The sequence below is a fragment of the Stenotrophomonas sp. genome, from assembly GCF_032103445.1.
Lineage (GTDB): Bacteria > Pseudomonadota > Gammaproteobacteria > Xanthomonadales > Xanthomonadaceae > Stenotrophomonas.
Genome location: NZ_DAMDFR010000024.1, coordinates 1 through 21,477 on the forward strand (window position 1 = coordinate 1; position 21,477 = coordinate 21,477).

Annotated in this window: 14 protein-coding genes; 8 read left to right on the top strand and 6 right to left on the bottom strand. The window is 67.7% G+C overall.

What is annotated here, in order from left to right:
• The 5 genes from mdcG to RT551_RS10680 form a co-directional block, all read left to right on the top strand.
• The coding region (gene mdcG, locus RT551_RS10660; protein ID WP_313458379.1) for a malonate decarboxylase holo-[acyl-carrier-protein] synthase at positions 1-456 on the top strand (456 nt) is incomplete at its 5' end.
• Positions 457-587: 131 nt separating this feature from the next.
• On the top strand, positions 588-1,424 hold the full coding sequence (mdcB, locus tag RT551_RS10665; RefSeq protein ID WP_313458382.1) for a triphosphoribosyl-dephospho-CoA synthase MdcB: 837 nt from the start codon (positions 588-590) through the stop codon (positions 1,422-1,424).
• Entirely contained in the window at positions 1,421-2,338 is a 918-nt protein-coding gene (mdcH, locus tag RT551_RS10670) for a malonate decarboxylase subunit epsilon (protein WP_313458384.1), read from the top strand. Before mdcB ends, mdcH begins: the two co-directional genes overlap by 4 nt.
• 100 nt (positions 2,339-2,438) lie before the next feature.
• Positions 2,439-3,794 (top strand): SLC13 family permease, encoded by a 1,356-nt coding sequence (locus RT551_RS10675; RefSeq protein WP_313458387.1) that lies wholly within the window; start codon positions 2,439-2,441, stop codon positions 3,792-3,794.
• 348 nt (positions 3,795-4,142) lie between these two features.
• The gene (locus tag RT551_RS10680; RefSeq protein WP_313458389.1) at positions 4,143-4,862 is read left to right on the top strand and encodes a GntR family transcriptional regulator; all 720 of its coding nucleotides are present in this window, start codon (positions 4,143-4,145) and stop codon (positions 4,860-4,862) included.
• Positions 4,863-5,019: 157 nt separating this feature from the next.
• Here the strand turns inward: RT551_RS10680 and RT551_RS10685 are convergent, their stop codons facing one another.
• From RT551_RS10685 to RT551_RS10710, 6 genes are all read right to left on the bottom strand, one after another.
• Complete coding sequence (locus tag RT551_RS10685) at positions 5,020-6,261, bottom strand: MFS transporter (protein WP_313458476.1); 1,242 nt, start codon at positions 6,259-6,261, stop codon at positions 5,020-5,022.
• 23 nt (positions 6,262-6,284) lie between these two features.
• On the bottom strand, positions 6,285-6,725 hold the full coding sequence (locus RT551_RS10690; RefSeq protein ID WP_313458392.1) for a pyridoxamine 5'-phosphate oxidase family protein: 441 nt from the start codon (positions 6,723-6,725) through the stop codon (positions 6,285-6,287).
• Between the two features lie 92 nt (positions 6,726-6,817).
• Positions 6,818-8,191 (bottom strand): hypothetical protein, encoded by a 1,374-nt coding sequence (locus tag RT551_RS10695; protein WP_313458394.1) that lies wholly within the window; start codon positions 8,189-8,191, stop codon positions 6,818-6,820.
• A 76-nt stretch (positions 8,192-8,267) separates the two neighbouring features.
• On the bottom strand, positions 8,268-11,336 hold the full coding sequence (locus RT551_RS10700; RefSeq protein WP_313458396.1) for a TonB-dependent receptor: 3,069 nt from the start codon (positions 11,334-11,336) through the stop codon (positions 8,268-8,270).
• Between the two features lie 113 nt (positions 11,337-11,449).
• A complete protein-coding gene (locus RT551_RS10705) occupies positions 11,450-12,493 on the bottom strand; it encodes a FecR domain-containing protein (protein ID WP_313458398.1) in 1,044 nt (347 codons plus the stop codon).
• Complete coding sequence (locus RT551_RS10710) at positions 12,490-13,014, bottom strand: sigma-70 family RNA polymerase sigma factor (protein ID WP_313458400.1); 525 nt, start codon at positions 13,012-13,014, stop codon at positions 12,490-12,492. Before RT551_RS10710 ends, RT551_RS10705 begins: the two co-directional genes overlap by 4 nt.
• Positions 13,015-13,211: 197 nt before the next feature.
• On the opposite strand from RT551_RS10710, the gene RT551_RS10715 reads away from it, so the two are divergent.
• The 3 genes from RT551_RS10715 to RT551_RS10725 are packed head-to-tail and all read left to right on the top strand — an operon-like array spanning position 13,212 to position 21,470.
• Positions 13,212-19,682 (top strand): hypothetical protein, encoded by a 6,471-nt coding sequence (locus tag RT551_RS10715; RefSeq protein ID WP_313458403.1) that lies wholly within the window; start codon positions 13,212-13,214, stop codon positions 19,680-19,682.
• A 29-nt stretch (positions 19,683-19,711) separates the two neighbouring features.
• The gene (locus RT551_RS10720; protein WP_311190517.1) at positions 19,712-20,035 is read left to right on the top strand and encodes a metalloregulator ArsR/SmtB family transcription factor; all 324 of its coding nucleotides are present in this window, start codon (positions 19,712-19,714) and stop codon (positions 20,033-20,035) included.
• A 10-nt stretch (positions 20,036-20,045) separates the two neighbouring features.
• On the top strand, positions 20,046-21,470 hold the full coding sequence (locus RT551_RS10725) for a DUF2867 domain-containing protein (protein WP_313458407.1): 1,425 nt from the start codon (positions 20,046-20,048) through the stop codon (positions 21,468-21,470).
• Positions 21,471-21,477 lie beyond the last annotated feature (7 nt).

Consider the following 21,477-nt stretch of genomic DNA (forward strand, 5'->3'; position numbering starts at 1 on the left):
AAACAACGGCTGGCCCTGCGGGTGCCGATGGCTGATGTGGCGAAGGTGCAGCCGCCGTTGTCGCTGCAGACGGTGCTGGCGCATCCGCTGCGCGGTGCGGCCGCCGCGTGGTCGCTGCCGTTGCAGGCGCTGCACGCGATTGCACCGGCCCGTGTGTTCGGTGCCTTCGCCTGGCAGATGCTGACCGGGTTGGAGTACGTGCACGCCCGTTCGGATATCGACCTGCTGTGGCAGCTCGAAGACCGCGAAGCGGCCGATTACCTCGTCGTGGGCCTGCAGGCCTGGGAGGGCACCTTCGCAAGGCGCGTGGATGGCGAGCTGTGCCTGCCTGATGGCGGCGCGGTGAACTGGCGCGAGTACGCCAGCGACGCGCGCCAGGTGCTGGTGAAGCGCGTGGATGGGGCGATGCTGGCGCAACGCGAGGATCTGTTCGAGCGTGTTGGGGTGAGGGCATGAACTCGGTGGGGACTGCCCCAACGGCAGCCGGGCAAGGCCCGGCTCTACGAACGGCAGCCGGGCAGAGCCCGGCTCTACGAACGGCAGCCGGGCAAGGCCCGGCTCTACGGGTTGCGCATCCGGCCGTTACCTTGCGCCGGACAGTGCATCCGGTCGACACCGCGCGGCTGGGGCGGTTGGCCATTGCCAGCCTGCATGCTGAACTGGCGTGTGCGCCCAAGCCGGGGCTGGTGACGCCGTTCAGTGCCGGCAGCCATGCTGATATGGACGCGGGCACGTTCCTGCGCAGCCTGTTCGCGCTGCGCCACTACTACCGCCAGATCGCCTGCGCCGGTGCACAGGATGCGCCGTTCGAGGCGTTGCGCACGCTGGGCATTGCTGCAGAGGCGGCGATGCTGCGCGCCACGAACGGCGTGAACACGCACCGTGGCGCGATCTTCAGCCTTGGGCTGCTGGTGGCTGCAGCCGCGCGCGGCCGCGCGCACAGCGGCACGGCGCTTTCGGCCGAGCAGGTCTGCCTGCAGGTGAAGGATTGGGCTGACGACCTCATCCAGGCTCCGCTGAACGCTGACAGCCCGGGACAGCGCGCACGTGCGCAACACCGCGTCCCCGGCGTGCGCGAACAGGCCGCAGAGGGTTTCCCGCTGCTGCGCGAACTGGCCGTGCCTGCACTGCGCGACGCGCTGGGTGCAGGCCTGCCGCGCGAGGCCGCGCTGTGCCACACACTGATGCAGCTGGTGACGGTGGTGGATGATCTGAACCTGCTGCACCGTGGCGGTGCGGCCGGGCTGGCCTGGGCCAAGGCCGAAGCGGCGGCATTCCTGCACGCAGGCGGCGCGCACAGTGCCGACTGGCGGCCGCGCCTGGCCCGCATCGACGCCGGGTTCGTGGCCCGTCGCCTCAGTCCGGGTGGCAGCGCCGACCTGCTGGCCTGCGCCTGGTTCCTGCTGCAGCAGGAGGGCGCATGAGCCTGGCCCTGCTCTGCCCCGGTCAAGGCGCGCAGCACGCGGCGATGTTCGAGCGTGCGCGTCCCTACCCCGCTGCACGCGAGGTCATGGCCGCCGCGAGCGCGGTACTGGGGCGCGACGTGGTGGAGTCCGCAGGCGCAGACGATCGCTTCGACAATGCGCAGGCACAGCCGCTGCTGTGTGCGGCCACGCTGGCGCAGTGGCAGGCGCTGCGCGAGGCGCTGCCGGTGCCGCTGCTGGTCGCCGGCTACAGCATTGGAGAGCTGGCCGCGCATGCCGTTGCCGGCAGCATCGATACGGCCGGTTGCCTGCAACTCGCCGCGCAGCGTGCGCGGCTGATGGACGAGGCCAGCCCGCCGGACAGCGGCATGCAGGCGGTGCTGGGGCTGACCCGTGATGCCCTGCAACCGCTGTGCGCAGCACACGGGGCCTACATTGCCATTGCCAACGGCAGCGACCATTTCATCGTGGGTGGGCGCAGGCCGGCGCTGCAGGCACTGGCCGCGCAGGCGGGTGCGCTGCATGCGGAGATTCGTCCGCTGCCGGTGCATGTGCCGGCGCACACGCCGTTGCTGACGGACGCCAGCAGTGGCTTTGCGAGTGCACTGGCCCAGGCCGGATTGACGGCACCACACCTGCCGCTGCTCGCGGGCATTGATGCGCGCCTGGTGCGTGACGCTGCCGAGGCGCAGCACAGCCTGGCTGCGCAGCTGTCACGGACCATCGAGTGGGCACAGGTGATGCGCCAGGCCTTCGAACGCGGCGCGCGGGTCTTCCTGCAGCTGGGTCCGGGCACGGCCCTGGCACGCATGGTGGCTTCGGCTTACCCGTGCTGCGAAGTGCGCGCGGTGGAAGAGTTCCAGCACCTGGACGGTGCGGCGGCCTGGGTGCATCGCGCCCTGGAGCGCATGTAGCCAGGCAGGCCGTGTAGTGCCGGGCTTGCCCGGCAATCGTTACCCGTGGATGGCGGTCCCCCATCCGTGCTGTACGCGAGTCAGGTGTCTGGGAGGGCGCATGAGTCCACAAGTCGCAACGATCATCGGTCTGGTGATCATGTTCATCATCGCTACGGCCCTGCCGATCAACATGGGTGCGGTGGCGTTCGCATTGGCCTTCATCATCGGGGGCATCTTCGTCGGCATGGAGGGCAAGGCGGTGCTGGCCGGCTTCCCGGGCGATCTGTTCCTGACCCTGGTCGGCATCACCTACCTGTTCGCGATCGCACAGAAGAACGGCACCATCGACCTGCTGGTGCACTGGGCAGTGCGGGCGGTACGCGGACGCATCGTGGCGATTCCGTGGGTGATGTTCGTGGTCACGGCGCTGCTGACGGCATTCGGCGCACTGGGTCCGGCGGCGGTGGCGATCATCGGTCCGGTGGCACTGCGCTTTGCCAAGCAATACAAGATCAATCCGCTGCTGATGGGTCTGCTGGTGATCCATGGCGCGCAGGCGGGCGGGTTCTCGCCGATCAGCGTGTACGGCAGCATCACCAACGGGGTGGTGCAGAAGGCGGGGCTGGAAGTGACCGAGATGGCGGTGTTCCTGACCAGCCTGGGCTTCAACTTCATGATGTCGGTGATCTGCTTCTTCGCCTTCGGTGGCATTGCACTGATGCGTCGGGGTTCGGTCACGGTGGCGGGTGGCGAACTGGCACTGGCCGGTGGTCCGCAGGCGTCGTCGCGGCAGTTCGCGATTGAAGGCCATGGTGCATTGGTCTCGGCGGGCGGTGGCACGCTGTCCAACGATCCGGATGCGCTGGAAGCAGTGGGCGTCACCCGCGAACGCCTGTTCACGCTGGTGGGGCTGGTCGGGCTGGGCGTGGCGGCGTTGATCTACAACCTCAACGTGGGTCTGGTGTCGATCACGGTGGCGGTGGCGCTGGCCTTGCTGTCGCCGAAGAGCCAGAAGGGTGCGGTGGATGGCATCAGCTGGTCGACGGTGCTGTTGATCTGCGGCGTGGTGACTTACGTGGGCGTGCTGGAGAAGGCGGGCGCGGTGGACTTCATCGGCAACGGGGTGTCGAACATCGGCATTCCGCTGCTGGGCGCGCTGCTGGTCTGCTACGTGGGTGGCATTGTGTCGGCGTTCGCCTCGTCGGCGGCGGTGCTGGGTGCGACGATTCCGCTGGCGGTGCCGTTCCTGATGCAGGGTCACCTGGGCGCGGCGGGGGTGATCTGCGCGCTGGCGGTGTCTTCCACCATCGTGGACGTGAGCCCGTTCTCGACCAACGGTGCCCTGGTGGTGGCATCGGCGGCCAAGGAAGAGCGCGAATCCCTGTTCCGCCAGTTCCTGATCTACAGCGGCCTAGTGGTGGCGTTCGGCCCGCTGCTGGCCTGGCTGCTGTTCGTCGTCCCGGGCTGGATGTGACTCAACGTAGAGCCGGGCTTGCCCGGCTCCTGTTGGATTCGCGCGAACAACCGGCGGCCACTGGCTTCCGTGTTTGGGCGTGCCGGGGTGGGTTTGCGGGACACGCCGTGAATCCATCCATGGAGGCTACTCGGACGCCATCCATGGCGCCGAGTGTCCCGCAAACCCACCCCGGCACGCCCCAGACAGAGGGTCGGCGGCCAACAAAGATCAAAAACTCGTGGCCCCGGTAGCGTCGGTCGACAGACGACGGCCCTGAACCTGCCCACGTCTGGTAACGCATGACCCCAGAACAACGGCGGATTTGACACTCCAACCGACAACCCGCCAACCCACTACAATTCCCCCATGGCCATCGCCCCCGCCCCGCGCTCACCCAAAAAAAAGGCCCCCCTCTACGAAGAGGTGGCCGAGCACGTGCGCGAACGGATCTACGACTACCGGCTTCCCCCGGGTGAATGGATCGACGAACCCGCCCTGTGCGAGGAACTCACGATCAGCCGCACCCCGCTGCGCGAGGCGCTGAAGCTGCTGGCAGCGGAAGGCCTGGTCCAGATCGATGCGGGACGCGGCGCGCGGGTTACGCGTTTGACGCTGGAAGATTTGAACCAGCTGTTCCCGGTGATGGCGATGCTGGAAGGACGTTGCGCGCACGAGGCGGTGAAGAACATCGACGACGCAGGCGTGCAGCAGCTGGAAGCGCTGCATGCGGCGATGGAAGCGGCGGCGGCGGAAGGCAACATCGCCGAGTACTACCGCAACAACTATCTGATCCACGAGACGGTGCAGCACTACGCGGGCAACCCGTGGCTGATCCGGATCACGCATGACCTGCATCGCATTCTGAAGATGCACCGCGGCCGCCAGCTACTGGCTCCGGGACGGACCGCGCAATCGCTGGCCGAGCATCGGGAGCTGATGGACTGCTTCCGGCAGCGCGATGCAGAGGCAGCCGGGCGGACCATGGAGCGGCATCTGTTGAGCCAGGGGCAGGCGCTGGCGGCGTATGTGGCGGCGGGGGGGCTTTTGAACGTGCCGGCCCCGTTGCCGACGGAAGGCGGCCGCTGAATCTCGTAGAGCCACGCCCTGCGTGGCTTCGACCCACCCCGAATCACCCGGTACGGACACGTCATGCGTGTCCATCGCACGACCAGATGCCCCGTAGGGACACGCCATGCGTGTCCATCGCACGGCCAGGTACCCCGAGGACACGCATGGCGTGTCCCTACGCGTAGGTGTCGCGCGTCGGTCGGGTTTCGCGCAGGGTCCAGATCGCCGGCAACACCACCACCGCAATCAGCGCGATCATTGCGCCGGGCGCTCCCGCCCAACCGGTATGGCGCACCAGCAGTTCAGCCAGCAAGGGCGTCGCCCCACCAAAGAACGCGGTCGCCACGGTGACCCCCAGCGCGAGCCCACTCAATCGCCCTTCTCCCGGGAACTGCTCGGCCGTGGCCGGCGCAGCCACTGCGCTGACGCCACCAGCCAGCGCAGCGAGCACCACGGCTCCTAGCGCGATCTGCACCACGCCACCCTCGCCCATCAGCGCGAACATGCCCAACGGCAGCAATGCTGACAGCACCGCAAGCGCGATCAGCAACGGCCGCCGTCCGACCCGATCTGACAGGGCCCCGAACAACGGCGTAACGACGATCACCGCCACCGCCGCCACGGTGGACAGCCACAAGGCGGTCGCCTCGCTGACCTCGCTCATCGACCCCAGGAACGCGGGCACATAGGTAATCCCCACGTAGTAGGTGATCGACCCAAGCGCGGACACCGCGAACGTGCGCACCACCGCAGCGCGATGATGCCGCCAGGTATCGCGGATCGGTGTCTTCGGCACGGTGCCGAACTCGCGTTGGCGGATGAACTCGGGCGACTCATGCAGGGTGGAGCGCGCCACCAGAATCACCCCAGCCAAGGCCGCGCCGACGAAGAACGGAATGCGCCAGCCCCATGCCGCCAGCTGTGCGTCGCTCAACAGGGCCACGGTCAGCGCGGAGACGCCGACGGCCAGCAGCGCGCCGATCTCGCTGGCTGCGGACGCCAGCGACGTCACCAGACCGCGCCGGCGCACGGGGGCACTTTCCAGCAGGTACGCGACCACACCGGTGTACTCTCCGCCCACCGAAAACGCCATCACACAGCGCAGCAGCAACAACAACACGCCGGCGCTCACGCCGATGCTGGCAAATGTCGGCAGCAGCGCGGTAGCCAGCATCGCCGCCGTCATCAGGATCATGGAGGCCAGCAGCATCCAGCGCCGACCGATACGGTCGCCCAGGCTGCCGAAGCACAACGCGCCGAGCGGGCGCATCAGGTAGGACACCGCAAACCCGGCCAGGGTGACCAGCAGCGCTTCCTCGCCACCGCCAAAAAACACCCGCGACAACACCGTGGCCAGGTACAGATAAAGCGTGAAGTCGTACCACTCCACCACCGTGGACAACCCGGCGATGACCATTGAACGCGTGTGCGGGGCTGCGCTCAACGCAGGATCTCACCCTCGTCTTCGCCGTCCCAGTAATGGATGCGCACCGCGCTGACCCGGATCAGCACCAGGCCCGGGGTGTCGACGCCCTGCTCGAACCAGCGCGTCAGATCGCTCACCCAGTGTTCCTCCATCAGCGTCTTGCTGCGGATCACCATGCCCCGGCCCTGCACCGACACGAACAGCGGTGGCTTGCCGAGCGTGATCAGCGATTTGCTTCCGGTAAATGAGAGCGCCACCTTCGGCTCGCGCATGATCTCACCGACCATGTCTGCCGACTCCAGCGTAAAGAACCAGCTGTCGCCGTCGTATTCGACGTCGCCGTTGTTGCTCATCGGACGCGCGGCAATCTCACGGTCGTCAGCGTGCGTATGCAGCAGGCAGAAGTCGATGTGGGCCATCTTCTTCGCCAGCTCGGGCAGGGTCAGCGTGGTCATGCGCGCTCCACAAAGGGTCGATCAACGCGCTCAGGGTCGGTGCAGACGCGTGACCGTGCCGTGCACGGCTCACGCGCTGCCTTTCACACGCCTCACCGCACCTCGACGAACACCGGATTGGAATGGAACCAGAGGTCCTGCCACGGATCTTCGCCCGGCACGTCGGCCAGGGCGACGCGCTCACCGGTATTGTTACCACGGGCGCGAACGAAGCCGCCCTTTGTCGGTACCGGCAGCGTCCACGTAACGCTGATCCAGTCGCCGTCACGCTGCCAGTCGCTGGCGGCAAAGTGGCGCGACTGCATCTTCAACGCGCCGTCAGCATCCTTGCCCCCCACCACCAGCTCGATCAGCTTCAGCGCCGGTCGGTCGCCATTCGCGTTGGGGACGTTCGGCTGGCGCACGCGAAGTTTTACCTGCAGCGTGCCATCGGCCGACACCGGCAGCGTCTCGCCGAGCGTGGCCGAACGGGTGCCGTCGCCCACCGACAGTTCCACCCGATCGACCAGGTCACCGGTCACCGCGAACGTGCGGCCATGGCGCAGGCTGTCCAGGATGTCATCGGCCTCCGGCCGAGCCCAGGCGTACGTCTTGCTGTACTCGCCCGGGTCGTAATCGCGGCCGCCGTCGCGCACGTTGACGTGCGAGTCCGAGCTGGCGGTGATCCAGAAGCGCAGCCCGTCGGCCAGCATCTGGTCCCAGATGCCGCCCACCTGCGCGGTCATCTGGTCGAAGCCGCCGAAGGTCGGTGCGGCCTTGTTCCTGTAGAGGCCGCGCTCACTGCGGATGCCCTGGTGGCCCGGGGCTCCTTCCATGCCAACCAGCACCTGCGGCGCGGCCGCGTGCCAGCTGCGCAGCTCTTCGGGGGTGACTTTGCCCCAGACACCCACGCCGGTGGCGGTACGTGACGGGTGGTTGATCAGCATCAACGGCTGCGGTTGCAGCCCTCTCAAGTAACCCAGTGCGGCCAGCATCTCCTGCTGCGTATCGCGACTGCCCTGCAGCGGTTCGCTGCGGCTGTAGTCACGCTCGGCAGTGACCAGCTGGTCACGCTCATCCGGGCCCGGCGCGATGATCAGCGAGGCATGCTCACCGGCCGGCACGTCAAATTCCATGCCGTTGAATTGGATCACGTCAGGCACATCGACCCGGGCCTGTACCAGGGCCGGATAGGCGTGGTCGCGGGTCACCACGGAATGACCGGGGCCACCGTGATCGGTATGAACCATCCAGCGCAGGCCAAACGCCTTGGCCTGGGCCGCATTGCGGCTGCGGCTGTAGGAAGAGTCGCCCCCGCGGATCGGGGTGGGCGGGGTGGTGCTGCGGTCCCACTCCACGCTCCATTCGCTGTGGACGTGGTGGTCGCCGGCCAGCCATTGGCGACCGGCATCGGAATCGGAATCGGGGGTGGCGGCCAGGGCCGGCCCGGAAGCGGCCAGCAGCGCCAGCGCAAGAAGGGTTTTCATCGTCATACCTCACAAAGCGTGCAGGCGACGCGCGGACCCTCTCCGATCCGCGCGCCACCCACACTGGAACGGTGGATCAGAAGTCGGCGCGCAGGCCCAGGCTGATACGGCGACCCGACGCTTCGTACATCGTCGGGAACGACGGATCCATGGTGTAGCCGCTGGTGATCTCGTTGGTGAGGTTGATGCCCTTCAAGCTGATCTTGATGTTGTCGGTGATGCGGTAGCCGATGGAGACGTCCATCTGGCCGTAGGCATCGCGGTAGATCGGGTACAGGTTGTAGCCGATCGACTCGACGTACTCGTCCTTGTGGTTGTACGAGACGCGGGCGTCGAAGCGCTCGTTCTCGTAGTACGCGGTGAAGTTCCAGGTCTTCTCCGACAGGCCCGGCATCGGGGTCTTGATGCCGAGGTCGGACTCGCCGGCCAGCGAGCTGTCGAGCATGGTGTAGTTGGCATTGATGCCGAACCCTTCCAGCCACGGGGTGAACATGCCCAACGGCATCTGCGCGACCAGCTCGATACCGTCGACTTCATAGGAGCCCTTGGCATTGACCGGCTGGTACACGTCGAAGTCGTAGATGCCGTTGAGGCTGCCATTGGCGTTGTACACGGCCACGTCCTCGACCATGCCGGTCAGCGAGTTGATCACCACGCCGTCGATGTTCTTGCGGAAATAGCTGGCTGCGAACAGCGCGCCGTTGTCCAGGTACTTCTCCACGCCCACTTCCCACTGCTTGGCGTAGGTCGGCTTCAGCGCCGGGTTGCCGTCGGTGAAGCGGTACGAGCTCCAGCTGGCGGTACGCTTGTAGGCCACGTCGTTCAGTGCCGGGCGCATCATCACCTTCGAGGCGGCAGCACGCAGCAACAGGCCGGGCGACAGTTCGGCGGTCATGTTGAAGCTGGGCAGCAGGTCATCGTAGCTGCCATCCTTGGAGACCGGCGTGTCGGTGTAGCCGGTGCTGCCGTCCGGACGCTGGATCGGGTGGAAGCCGAACGAGTCGACCTTGGTGTCCACGTAGCGGGCACCGGCATTGACGGTGAACGGCACGCTGCCGATGTCGAAGGCGAAGTCGGTCATGGCGTAGAAGCTCATCACCTTCTCATCAACCTGGTAGAACTGGCCCGGGTCGAACGGGGTGTAGAAGCCGTCGTAACGGAACGCACCGCGCGCGTACTCGTTGGAGACCTGCTCCCAATCCAGGCCCTTGTGCGAATAGCTGCCGCCCGGAACGATGTCGCTGATCGACTGCAACGGGCTGTCGGCCAGGGTGCGGGTGTTCACCCAGGCGGCACTGCCGGCGGTCGGACCGGTGATCTTGGCCTCGCCATACTGACGCTCCTTGGAGCGGTCGGTGTAGCGCGCACCGAACTTCACCGTGTGCAGCGCCGGCAGGAACGCCAGGTCCAGCAGACGGGTCACGTTGACCTGGGCGGCGTACTTGTCGTCCTTCACCTTTTCCAGCGTGGTTTCATAGGCTTCAAACAGGTATTTGTCCGAGGCGTTGTACATGTCGATGCTGCCCGGCGCACTGCTGGGAATCGTCTCGCCGCTGTCGCCGGTCCAGCGCGTACGCGACGGCGCATAGGCCACGTGCTTGAGGTTCGAGTAGTCCGAGGTCTTCTCTGCGCCCGAATAGCCCACCAGCGCGTCGACGTACCAGCTGTCGCCCTTCCAGTCCAAGGCCATGCTGTACTGGCCGTAGTCGGTCTTGTTGATCCGCTCCTTGCTCAGCATTTCGTGCTGGGTGGCGGTGTAGGACACATCACGCAGCACCACCATGCCGTACTGGGACAGGGTATCGGCATCGTACTCGTGGATGGTGTCGAAGGTGCTGCGGCTGGACGCCGAGTAGGCGGCCGCGTCGTACTCATCCTCGGTGCTGTCGTAGCCACCGACCATGGCATCGAAGGTCAGGCTGAAGTTGTTGCTGGGCTTGTACTGCAGCGAGCCCGTGGCACCCCACTTGTCCTGCTCGTTCAGGTAGACGCGGTCGCCGACCTTGTCCTGGAACACCACGCGATTGGTCTGATCCGAATCGTTGCGGTTGGTGATGTTGACCCCGGCGTCGCGCAGCAGCACCGACTGGGCCTGGGTGCCGCGGGTGCCCGACGCGGTCAGGAAGCGCGAGGACGGACGAAAATTGATGCCCGAGGTGGAGTCGGTGCGGTTGGTGCGCTTGGACTGCGAGTACGACACCAGTGCGCCCCAGTCGCCCCAGGTATCGGCAGCGAGGAACGCAAAGCGCGGATCGACTTCCTCGGAGATGCTGTTGTGCGCACCTTCGGCGGAGAACACCAGCTTGCGCTCGTTGTAATCGAACGGGCGCGCGGTGGAAATCTTCACCGAGCCGGCAATGCCGCCCTCCTCGTCTGCTGCGGTCGGGGATTTCTGCACGGTCACCTGCTGGATGATCTCCGAGGCGAACATGTCGAATTCCACGTCACGACCGCCGCTGCCCGAGGCCGTGGCCAGGTCGTTGATCGACACGTGGGTGTATTCGGACGGCAGGCCACGCACGTTGACCTTGGTGCCCAGGCCCTTGCTGCGTTCAATGGTCACACCGGGGACGCGCTGCAGTGCTTCGGCCAGGTTCTGTTCCGGAAAATCGGCCACGTCGGTGGCGACAATCGAGTCAGAGAAACCCACGGTGGCACGCTTGATGTCCACCGCCTGCTCCAGGCTGCGGCTGTAGCTGCCGGTGACCTGGATGGTTTCCAGATTCTGCGGCCCTGCTCCACCGGCCGGTGCCGCAACGTCTACCGGCTGCGGCGCGTTGGCTGCCACCGCAATGCCGGCAGGTGCCACCGCGCTGGAAGTCGGTGCCGGCGATGTGCTGTCCTGCGCCTCGATGGTCACGGTGGTGGCATTGAGGTAGCGATAACGCAGACCAGTGCCGGCAAGCAGACGGCTCAGCGCAGCATCGGCGCTGAGGCCGGCCGGCACGCCGGGGGTGCGCGGATTGCCCGCACTCTGCGCGTTGTAGACGAACTGCAGGCCGGTCTGGCGCGACAGTGCGTTGAGCGCGGCGTCCAGCGGCTGCGAGGCAATCGCCTCGCTGGCCACGCGGGCCGGTTCGGCGGCGGCCGCCGTGGCGGTGACCTGCAGGGCAAGGGCAATGGAAAGGAACAGTGTGCGGCGCATCGTGGGATCCAGTGAGGGAATGGCGGTGGTCGCGGAACGGGGTTGTTCCTGCTTTCCCCAACTACGAGTGCGCAGCGCGCGGATCGGGCACCGCTTTTTCAATGAATTTTTTCTTACAGCGCCGCCGTGCTGCGGGAACGCACGCGCACATGGATGCCATCGGCACGACGCTCGGTGATCAGCGCGGGCTGCTGGTCCAGGAACGCACGCAACGAGGCCAGGTCATCCACGCGCAGATTGCCGGTGAGGCGCAGCGCGCCGGCTTCATCGCTGACATGCAGGCGCACCGCGTTGCGGCGATTGAAGCGGTCAGCAACGTCGCGCAGCGGTTCGTCGCGGAACACCGCGCGCCCGTGCCACCACGCGGTCATGCTGGCCGCGTCTTCATTGCTGATCTGTACGCGCTGGTCGCGATAGTCCACCTGGGCGGCCTGACCCACACCCAGATCCGCCAGCATGCGCCCTCGCCCGCCATCGCCACGCACGTGCACGCGGCCTTCGCTGACGCCGATACGCGCCTGTTCGCGCAGCAGCGAGACATCGAACGTGGTGCCGATGTCGGTCACCTGCAGACCCGCCGCATGCACCGCGAACGGCCGCCGGTCCGGCGCGACCACGAAACTGGCCTGGCCACGCTCAAGCTCCACCCGGCGCGACAACAGCGTGATCCGCACGGACACCTCGCTTTCCGCATCAAGGTGCACCACGGAGCCATCCTGCAGCGTGATCTGGCGCGGCGCGCCGTGCTCAGCCACGAAGTGGTCGGTTCGGGGCAGCGCCAAGGTGGTTCCCCACCCCACCGCCAGCGCGATGCTGGCCGCCACGGCAACGCGTGGCAGCCAGCGACGCCGCCTTGCCGGCACGGCTGCCGCGGTGCTTCGGCGCGGGGAGAGCTGCACCACATTGTGCGTGTTCGCTGCTGCGGCTGGCGCGGCAACCAACGCGTCGAGGTCGATTGGCATGTCACGCAGCGCGTCGCCCAACGCGCCCGCCACCTCGCTGATCGCCATGTACTCGCGCAGGTGCTCGGGCGACGCCACCAGCCACTGCATGAAGGCGCGCTGCTGGGCAGCACTCACCGTGCCCTGCCGCTGCAGGGCATGCCAGTGGGCTGCGGTCTGGGTCAGCGCCGACGGATGCTCGGTAGGCTCGCTCATCGCAGTGCCACCGGTTCCGCCATCGCCCGGCGGCACACCGACAGACCGCGCACCACATGTTTCTTGACCATATGCGGCGACACGCCGAGCCGTTCGGCAATCTGCTTGTAGCTCAGTCCGTCGCGATACTGCATCACCAGTACCGCGCGCGTGTGCTCGGGCAGGCTGGCCAGCAACGTCTGCAGATGCTGGCGGCGCTGTTCGCGTTCGGCGGCGTCTTCCACGCATTCCCCGCTGGCCAGGCCGGAGCCCAGCTGTTCGATCTCATCGATGGGCAGCGTGGACCAGCGCCGCCGGGCGGCCTGCTCACGCACCAGGTTCTGCGCGACGGTGAACAGGTACGCCTCGGGATTGGCAATGGGCTCGCCTGCGCCCTCATGCGCACGCAGCAGGCGCAGGTAGGTTTCCTGCACCAGGTCTTCCGCGTCCTGGCGCGCGCCACGGCGCACGAAGAATCCGCGCAGCACCGGCGCGTGATCCTCGAACATGCGTGCCAGGCGCCGTCTTGCCTGTTCGGCCACCTGTGTCGCCTCGCCCCTGAAGTGTGCAGCACGGTAGGCGATGCAGATGACGGGACGGTGACGGTTCCGGCTCTCGACCGCCCTCACCTGCGCGGGCAGTGTCTTGGACCATGCAGCCACTCCGGTCCGTCATCCCGTCCCCGCCGTTCGCCACCGCACCGCACAGCCTCAGCCCTCGTATGGCGGCATCGTCAGCCATGCACCTGCAGCACCTGCACAACCATGCGTCGGGCCTGCACGTGCCCAGCCTCGGCGTACCGGCGTCCGTGTGGCCGCAACTCCAGGACGCGCTGGCCGCCGCGCACATCGACCAGACGCTGGTGCTCGCGCTCATTACCGGTGGGTTTGGCGGCACCGACCTGGCGCAGTGCCTGGCAGCCCCCCTGCTGGCCCAGCTGCAGCGCACCGAACCGGTGCCCGCCGAATGGAGCGCACTGGTGCTGCAGGCGCTGCGCGACCCACGCGAGGTCTGGGAGACCGCCTACATCGGCGAGCGCGCCCGGTTGCGCGCGCATCTGCACAACCACCCCGGGCCGCTGTTGCGCGGGTTGTACCTTACCCTGCTGCGGCCCTGGTCGCTGCCGCCGTCCTGCTGGCGTCAGCGCCTGTCCGATCTGCCGGTGGAGGCTGGCCTGTGCTGGCCGTCGCTTCGAGCGGCACGCGGCGAATCCGGGCCGGTACACCGCCGCGACGCGTGCGCGGACCTGCAGCGGCTATGGCGCGACACCTGGGCGCTGCCACTGACCGGGCCGATGCTCAGCGACTGCCTCGCGCGGGCACGGCGACTGAATCGACAGGAGCCCGGGCTGTGGGAACCGCTGGTGGCCCTCGACGTCGTCCGTGCACATCGGCATGGCAGCGGCGGATTGGAGGCCGTGCTGGAACAGACCCACCTTCGCTCACCTGTCAGCCTCCGCATCGATGCAGATCCTTTGGTCCATCAGTTGCTGCGGGTGGCCGATCAGGCAGGTTACGACTACTCGCCCGGTCCACCACAGATTGCAGCACCTGCACCTCGGCGTGCCCTGCTGCTGAGCAGCCTGCTCGTGCTGCCCGCTGTTCCGGTGCAGGGGGCGCAGCCGGCCAGCAGCCGACCTGCACCGCGCGCGCTTGCTTCATCCGCCAATGCGAGCGCTGCACCGTGGCCACTGCCAGCGGGCAGTCGCGCAGGTGCGCTCACCTGCGAGGGCTCGCCCGCTCGCGGCTTCAGTATTCCCATCGGTGGCGGTGTGGTTGCCATCCCGGCTGGCCCTCCCTTTGTGGCCGACCGCAGCAGCGGTCTGCGCCCGGAGGAAGCCCGCACTACCGTCGCCTCGCGCTTCACCGCGGTGGTCAGCGCGCGTTGGCTCGGGGTCTGCGGACGCGGTGCGTCGGACTTCAACGTCGCCATGGATGCGCTGCTGCGCAAGGCGGGGGTCACGGCGAGCGAGCGTCGGGACCCGGATGTCGCCGTCAGTGCGCTGTTCGAACGCGGCGATGCACAGCTGGCCGCAGCGTTGCAGGACGTCGAGCTGCCCCTGCTGGCACGGCGGCTGGTGGACCGCGCCAGTGCCACGACCCGTGTCTACCTGCTGACGCTTGCGCTGAGCAGGGTGTACGCGCGCATCCAACCGCGCACGCCCGGCGACCCGGATCTGCGTCAGGCGGCACGTTGGATGAGCAGCATGGACAGCTACTTCCGTTCCGTTGTATCAAGTGATTCCGTGCGGGCCAGTGTCAGTATCGGAGACACCGCCCGATGGTTGGCAACGCCCTCCACCACTACGTACGCGCCCCCGCTGACCTGCGCGCAGGCCATTGCGGAGGCCTGGGATCCGGACTTCCGCCCCGACGACGTGGTGGCGTGGCCGTATGGCAGCCCGCAGTTCCGCAGCAGCGGCTGGTTCGCCCACCCTGCACCGGCGGCTGATCGCCCGACCCTGACCTTGGCCGGCGTGGTGTTCAGCCTGGCCAATCCCATGCTCGAGAGGATCCAGCCGGACTACGACCCGCAGGCGCTGCCTCCCGTCAACGCAACCCATTGGCAGCAGCACTGTGCGCAGTTCGCGCAGGAAAACGCGGTACTGGATGCCACCACCTGTCTGCAGGTGGCCTGGCACCGGCTCGCCCGTCAGCTGGCGCAGTTCATGCAACGAGGTGCGCTGGTCGATGCCACCGACGACAGCCTCAACCTGCGCATGCAGCTGCGCGGCCTGATCCTGCCGCTGCACCGTGCTGTCGAGCAGCTGGAAAGCCCCTGCGAGCCCCTCGGCCTGCACACGCGTGCACGCCGCAGCATGCAGCAGTTTCTGCGCATGGTCCGTCTGCACCGGCAGGTGCAGCAGCGCAATGCCACCACCCTGGCTGCTTCCGTCTGTGCAGCCCTGCCCGGCAACCACACCGCACTGGCAGCAGTGCTGCAGCACGTACTGCCGCACTCCGGCTTTCCCGATCAGGACGATCTGGAGATCACCATCGAGCGGTTGTATAACAGCAACACCACACAGGCCCTGATCGCGCGCGTGCTGGCGTTGCCCCGCACACGGGTCGACAACGTGGTCAACCGGTTGTTCTTCATCCGCCTGGCCGAGGCCCCGTTGCCAGACGACGCGCGCACATCGGCGCTGCTGGCGTGGCAGCGGGAGCTGGGCCTGCGCACGGTGCCAGGCATGCTGCGTGGCGAGTGGATCACGCGGCTGTCGCCGGCCCAGGCAGCCGCGTTGTTCGAACGCGACGAACGGCCCGGGCTGCAGGCGCTGCTGGAAGCGGCCTTGCAGATCCCCGCCGAGGGCGCGGCGCGTTGGCGGCTCTGGCACCAGGCTCCGCAGCGGCTTATCGCGTGGCTGGAAAGCACGACCGGGCAGCAGCGCATGGCCGACATACTTGGCCCAGCGGCTGCTGGCAATCGTTTCCTGTTCGACAGTGATGGACTCCCCGCCTCGCTGGCGCTGACCCTGCTGCACCGCGCGGTGCAGCACCACGTAGGCGATGTTGCACGCGATACGCGGCTTGAGCAGGCGCGCCAGGCCCCGTCGCCGGTGCTGTCACTGGCGGTCAAGCTGCGGCTGGGATATCCGCTGCTGACAGCGCAGGCCTGTCTGTCGCATGCAGCGGTGCTGCTGGCTCCTGCCGCACCCGTGGAGCCCGCCGTGCCGTTGCCGCTGCAGTTCCCGTTGCCCCGGTTGCAGGGCAACGCGACCGACCTGTCACTGAGCGCGGTGCTGCGCGACGCGGGTATCGAGCTGATCGAACAGCTCGACCCGGCGCTTCCACCCTGGCAGGCATGGGACCTGCTCGCCAGCACCGGCAGCTTCCAGCGGGCGGCCCGCCAGCTGCACGGCAACGGCACCGCTGCGGCGAAGGCACAGCAGGTGGTGGCACGCTGGATGCTCGACCATGGCATCGGCCAGAACGCGGTGTCGCGCATCGTGACAGGCCTGGATGATGAACGTTCGCGCGGCCAGCTCATGCAGACCACGCGTGAACAACTGCAGCAGCACCTGCCGGCAGTGCCGTCAGCACTGGCGCGCGCGATGCTGTGGTGGCTGCTGGCACGCCACGCGGGTCGGCCCGAGTGGGTGGTTCCGGATCTGCCGGACGATCTGGACTACGGCCGTTCGCTGCGCAGCGTGTCTTTTCTGCAGGCCACGGCGCTGTGCGAAGCGGCCGCACCGGATTCGGCAGCAGCAATGGGCGTCGCGACCTTGGCCGAGCTGCCAGGCCGGTTGTCCGCCCACGTCGGTCCCGACGAGGCGCACCGCACCGCGCTGCTGCGGGCGATGGTGCGTCCGGCACTGCTGTATGCCGCGACCCATCATCGCGTGCGGCTGCTGGACGGCCCTTCGGCGGCAACCGCCGAGCAGACGCGCGATGCACTGGATTTCCTGCGCGAGCGACAGGCCATGCTGGCAGCTGCCGCCACGCAACTGTTGCAGCCAGCACCGCAACGGCGACCGCTGGCGGCTCGCCAGCTGCGCGACGCCGGTATCCCGGAACGGTATTGGAACCAGACGCTTGATCAGATTCCCGATGCGGTGCTGAGCGCAGGCGGGGTGATCCGTCGCACGGCGCGGGATGCCGGCCTCGACGGCATTTCGCTGGTGTTCGGTGCGGCGCTGCGCTCGGTGAGGGAGTCGCTGGTGGCGGACTCGCTGCAGGACCTGCTGGTCGGCGGTGCGGTGGAGTTGGCGGGGCACCCCTCCATCGCGCAGCTGTTCGACCAGCGCTACGCGCTCTACCGGCAGCAGATGACCGATGCTCTGGCCGTGCTGCTGGCGCGGGCGATGGACGGTCTGCCCTCGCTAGACCGGCAGCGCCTTGAGCGCGGCACCGTGACCCCATTACTGGTTCCCGGTGCTTCCCATGGTGTGCTGCTGCGCTGCATGCACAACGACACCGACGGCACGGCCGTCATGCCGGTCTATTTCGCTGTCATTCCCGCGTCGGGATATGCGGCATGCCTGCAGCGTGGTGACCGGCGCATCGACGGACAGTGGCACAGTGGCGTGCTGTATCCACACCACAGTTTCGCCTCAGGTGCGGTACCGGATCGGATCGCTCCGGAACAGCTGCGGTTTCTGGATGTGCCGTCCTGCGTCGTCGGAAGCCCGCATCACCACAGCGCGAACAGCAGCGACATCGACAGCGGGTTGCTGCAGGCGATGGCCGAGCTGATGTACGGCGACTTCTTCACCCGCACCCGCGACGCCGAATTGGCCCGCCTCACTGGAGAAGAAAGGCTCGACCAGCTGGAGGCGGCGGTGGCCGATGCGTTGGCCCGGTTTGCGGTGCCCTTCTATGGCTGCGCCCGCGACCTGGCGACCGATGACACCGCCGCCGCTGTCGTCGACTGCACGCTCGATGCCGTCTCACTGCTGCTGCCGGAAGCCGGTGTCGCGCGTTTCCTGCGCAGCTCCAGCGAACTGGTGGCACGCGCCGGTGAGCTGAGCGTGCGTGCGTTGCTGCAGGACGCAGGTGTGGCGCTGCTGCATCTGGGCGAAGACCTCGCGACCCAGAGTGGGCTGCGGCTGCTGCATGACCTGGGGCACGGCGTAGTGCAGCTGGGTCGCCGCAGCGCACTGTGGTTGCTTGAGCATGTGCCGGCCCTGGAGTCCCGGTTGGCGCACACCCCACAGCTGGCCGAGGCCCTCCGGTCCACCTTTGCGCTGGACCGGAGTCTGCTGGAAGGCGAAACGTTCACCTGGACGGATGTGGCGGGCCGCTGCACCCGGGTGCGCCGCCAGGTGAATCCCGGGCGCTGCACCGGCGAGACCATCACGCTGTTTGAGTTCACGCCCTCACCCGCCTACGACACCCCCGGCGAAGTGACCTGGTTTGCCGGCATGCAGATCGCATCGGACGAGCCGATCACCGCTGCCGGGCGGCGCTTCATCGTGGATGGCGAGTACTGGCAGCAGACCGTCAGCGGGTCCGCCTACCGGTTTGCGCGCGACAGCAGCCGCACTGCGCCAGCGCTGCGCGCACGCATCCGCGCGACCATCCTCGGCGGCGAATCACAGCTGGTGCGGATAGAGCTGCACAATCCCTACCCGGATCACCTGCTGCGCATCACCCAGGGCGCGGTGATCGGGCGCGCCGGCGACGGCAGCCGCGTGCTCATCACCCGGGTCGCGCCCGGTCGCTTCTATCTGGCCGGATTGCCCACCGATGCGGACGCCAGCGCCGGAATGGCGCTGGAGTTCTGGCCACTGGAACAGCGGGGCTTCCCGCCGGCACAGAACGATGCCGTCAAGACCGCCTGGTGGGGGGCATTCCACTACAGCCAGCAATGCCAGCTCAGCGGTGCGGCGCTGGTCGACCGGTTCGGCAGTCAACTGCAGCGGCAGCTGGAACAGCTGGATGATCTGGGACGCCTGCTGCAGGAGGTTCGCGCCAACAGTCCTTACACCTTCCACAACCTGCCGGCGCAGGCGGTGATGTCGTGCGCCCAATCCAATTGCCGCTATGTGCAGGCGCTGCGTGAACAGATCGGCCCGGCGCACTGGCGTGCCCCCCGTGCCGACGACACCTGGATTGTTGATGCACTGCGCGATCTGCTGAATCCACCGGGCGCGGCCCCGGCGGCGGTGTTCGCCACGCTGGATGACACCCTGGAAGCACGCTTTCTTACGCCGCGACGCGGCGCGGCCAAGACGCTGGCCATCGCGGAAGTAACCCTGAAAGACGATCCTGTGCCGCTGCTGTTCCATGCCACGTCGGGCCAACGCAAGGGCCGCAGCCTGCTGCCGCTGGCGAATCTCGAGCGCAGGCACGCGCCGGCCGGCTGGCAGGTCGACGGCAGGACCGTGACCACACCGCGTGCGCGCTACATCGATGCGCAGCCCAGTGTGACCTCCATCGCCCAGGGCGACGTCAGCAGCGTGGTGCCGAATCACTCGTTGCATGTCGAGGATCTGGATGGACAGTTGTTCCATGAACGCAATGCCCGCCACCTGGACGCCGAGCGCAATCTCTACTACCGCATCGAGCGCCACATCAACGAAGGCACGCTGGACCCGGCCCGGGTGACCTCTCTGCGCCTGTTCTCTTCACGGCGGATCTGCGCTTCGTGCCACATCTCGGTCGGCAGCCTGCGCGCACGCTTTCCCGAGGCGCACTTCGAGGTGGTCGAGCGGGAGGTGCAGGCGGCCGGCGCGGCACTTGACAACGCGGCGCAGACCGGCTCATAGTTAATTAACGAATTAGTTAACAGACAGCCGTGGACCGTATCTTCGAAGCCCTTGCCTCCAGTGCCCGCCGCCAGATCCTGGCCTACCTCAGTGGGGGCGAGCTGAGCGCGGGCGAGCTGGGCGAACGCTTTGATTTCAGCAAGCCGGCGCTGTCCAGCCACCTGCGCATCCTCGAGGAAGCCGGGCTGATCGAGCGCGAGAAGCGTGGCCAGTTCGTCTACTTCCGCCAGGTGCCCGAGCGCCTGACCAACACGCTGTTCAGCTGGGCCGCAGAAGTGTGCCCGGTGGGCGGCCCCCTGCAGCGCGAAAGCCGCGCCCGCGCCCGTTCCCGCAAGACCCCTGCCGAAGGCTGAGGAGGCCAGCATGCCCGGAGTGACCCGCATGGACCGTTCATTCCCTGGCATCAGCCTGCCCTCCCAGGGCGGCGGCAGCCCGGTCGAAGTCACCCTGATCACCCAGCTGGGGATCGGAGCCGGCGACCAGCTTGTGCGCGACGCGGGCGTGCGCCAATCCGCGCATCCGAGTTTCATCGACGCGCTCGACGAGCCATCGGCGCGGCTGGGCGGCATGCACATGGCGCAGCAGGATCCGTCCTCGCTGTACTCATTCGCGGTGGGGCCGCAGGGCCATCCGTTCCACCGCCACGCCGGTCCGCGCATGTTCACCGCGGTGTCCGGCAGCGGCGGCGCGCAGCTGCGCTTTTCCACTGCATCGGATGCGCAGCTGGACGCTGACCCCGCCGCGTTCCTGCATGCCCTGCGCTTCATCGATGTTCCGCCGGACTGCCTGTTCACGGTGCGCTTCGGCAGCGGTACCTGGCATCAGTTCGTCTCAAAGCGCGCGCCGCATCCGGCTCTGTTCGCCTTGTCGTGCCATGCCAACGATCACACCGGCCCGCTCAGCGCGGCGCAGCGCGCGCGGGTGGAAGCCGACAACGCCGACATTCCCAGCCTGACCGACACGCTACCGCCGCACCTGCAGGCGCTGCTGGCGCAGACCGACCCGCACCGCGTGCCCAGCGTGAGCCTGTCGCTGCATGCACCGGCGCGTTCCTGGGCCGGCCGGCTGTGCGCCGCCACCCGTGACCCGATCGGCCGCCTGCGTACCGCGCTGCATGGGCTGCGCCCGATCCGCGGCTATGTCAGTCGCCAGCCGCAGCATCACCCGATCACCCACCACCGCAGCGCACCGCCGGATTCGCTGCTGCAGCCGCAGCTGTCCGAAGGCTGGCACCATCAGGACTACGTATCGCTGACCCTGCCCGCCAACGCGCTGGCGGGCCGCTCGGCGCGTCGTACGCTGGAAACGGTGCTGGACGGATTCATGCTCAATCCGCCGGCGGGCGTGGGCCAGCTGATGGCCGTGCGCAACGTGCTGGTGGCCCCATTGCGGCTGCGCACGTCGCCGCTGGGATGCCCGGTGTCGTCGCTTCTGTCGGAAGACCGCAGCCAGGTGTTTGCCGGCCGTTTCCCGGTGCTGGGCCAGCAGGTGGACAGCGAAGACCGCAGTGCGGAAGTGCTGCTGGGCGCGGACGATCGCCACCTGCGGTTCCGTTCCTGCGTGCGGGTGGAGCGGCTGGATGATGGCCAGGTGCGGGTTTCGCTGGGCACCCGGGTGCGCACGCACAATGCGTTCGGGCGCTTCTACATGGCGATGATCGACCGCACCCACCGCCGCTATATCAGCCCCGCCCTGCTGCGCATGGCCGTGGCGCATGCGCTGGCACCGGAGTTGACCGGGGCGTCCGGTGCAGCCACGCAGGGCGTGGCTCTACGCGTGGTGGGCTGAGTTCCTG

What these genes read in the sequence shown, in the direction of transcription:
- RT551_RS10700 (WP_313458396.1), bottom strand. Translation starts at nt 11,336, where the DNA reads ATGCGCCGCACACTGTTCCTTTCCATTGCCCTTGCCCTGCAGGTCACC.
- RT551_RS10725 (WP_313458407.1), top strand. Translation starts at nt 20,046, where the DNA reads ATGCCCGGAGTGACCCGCATGGACCGTTCATTCCCTGGCATCAGCCTG.
- RT551_RS10680 (WP_313458389.1), top strand. Translation starts at nt 4,143, where the DNA reads ATGGCCATCGCCCCCGCCCCGCGCTCACCCAAAAAAAAGGCCCCCCTC.
- RT551_RS10675 (WP_313458387.1), top strand. Translation starts at nt 2,439, where the DNA reads ATGAGTCCACAAGTCGCAACGATCATCGGTCTGGTGATCATGTTCATC.
- mdcH (WP_313458384.1), top strand. Translation starts at nt 1,421, where the DNA reads ATGAGCCTGGCCCTGCTCTGCCCCGGTCAAGGCGCGCAGCACGCGGCG.
- RT551_RS10715 (WP_313458403.1), top strand. Translation starts at nt 13,212, where the DNA reads ATGCACCTGCAGCACCTGCACAACCATGCGTCGGGCCTGCACGTGCCC.
- RT551_RS10705 (WP_313458398.1), bottom strand. Translation starts at nt 12,493, where the DNA reads ATGAGCGAGCCTACCGAGCATCCGTCGGCGCTGACCCAGACCGCAGCC.
- RT551_RS10695 (WP_313458394.1), bottom strand. Translation starts at nt 8,191, where the DNA reads ATGAAAACCCTTCTTGCGCTGGCGCTGCTGGCCGCTTCCGGGCCGGCC.
- RT551_RS10685 (WP_313458476.1), bottom strand. Translation starts at nt 6,261, where the DNA reads ATGGTCATCGCCGGGTTGTCCACGGTGGTGGAGTGGTACGACTTCACG.
- RT551_RS10690 (WP_313458392.1), bottom strand. Translation starts at nt 6,725, where the DNA reads ATGACCACGCTGACCCTGCCCGAGCTGGCGAAGAAGATGGCCCACATC.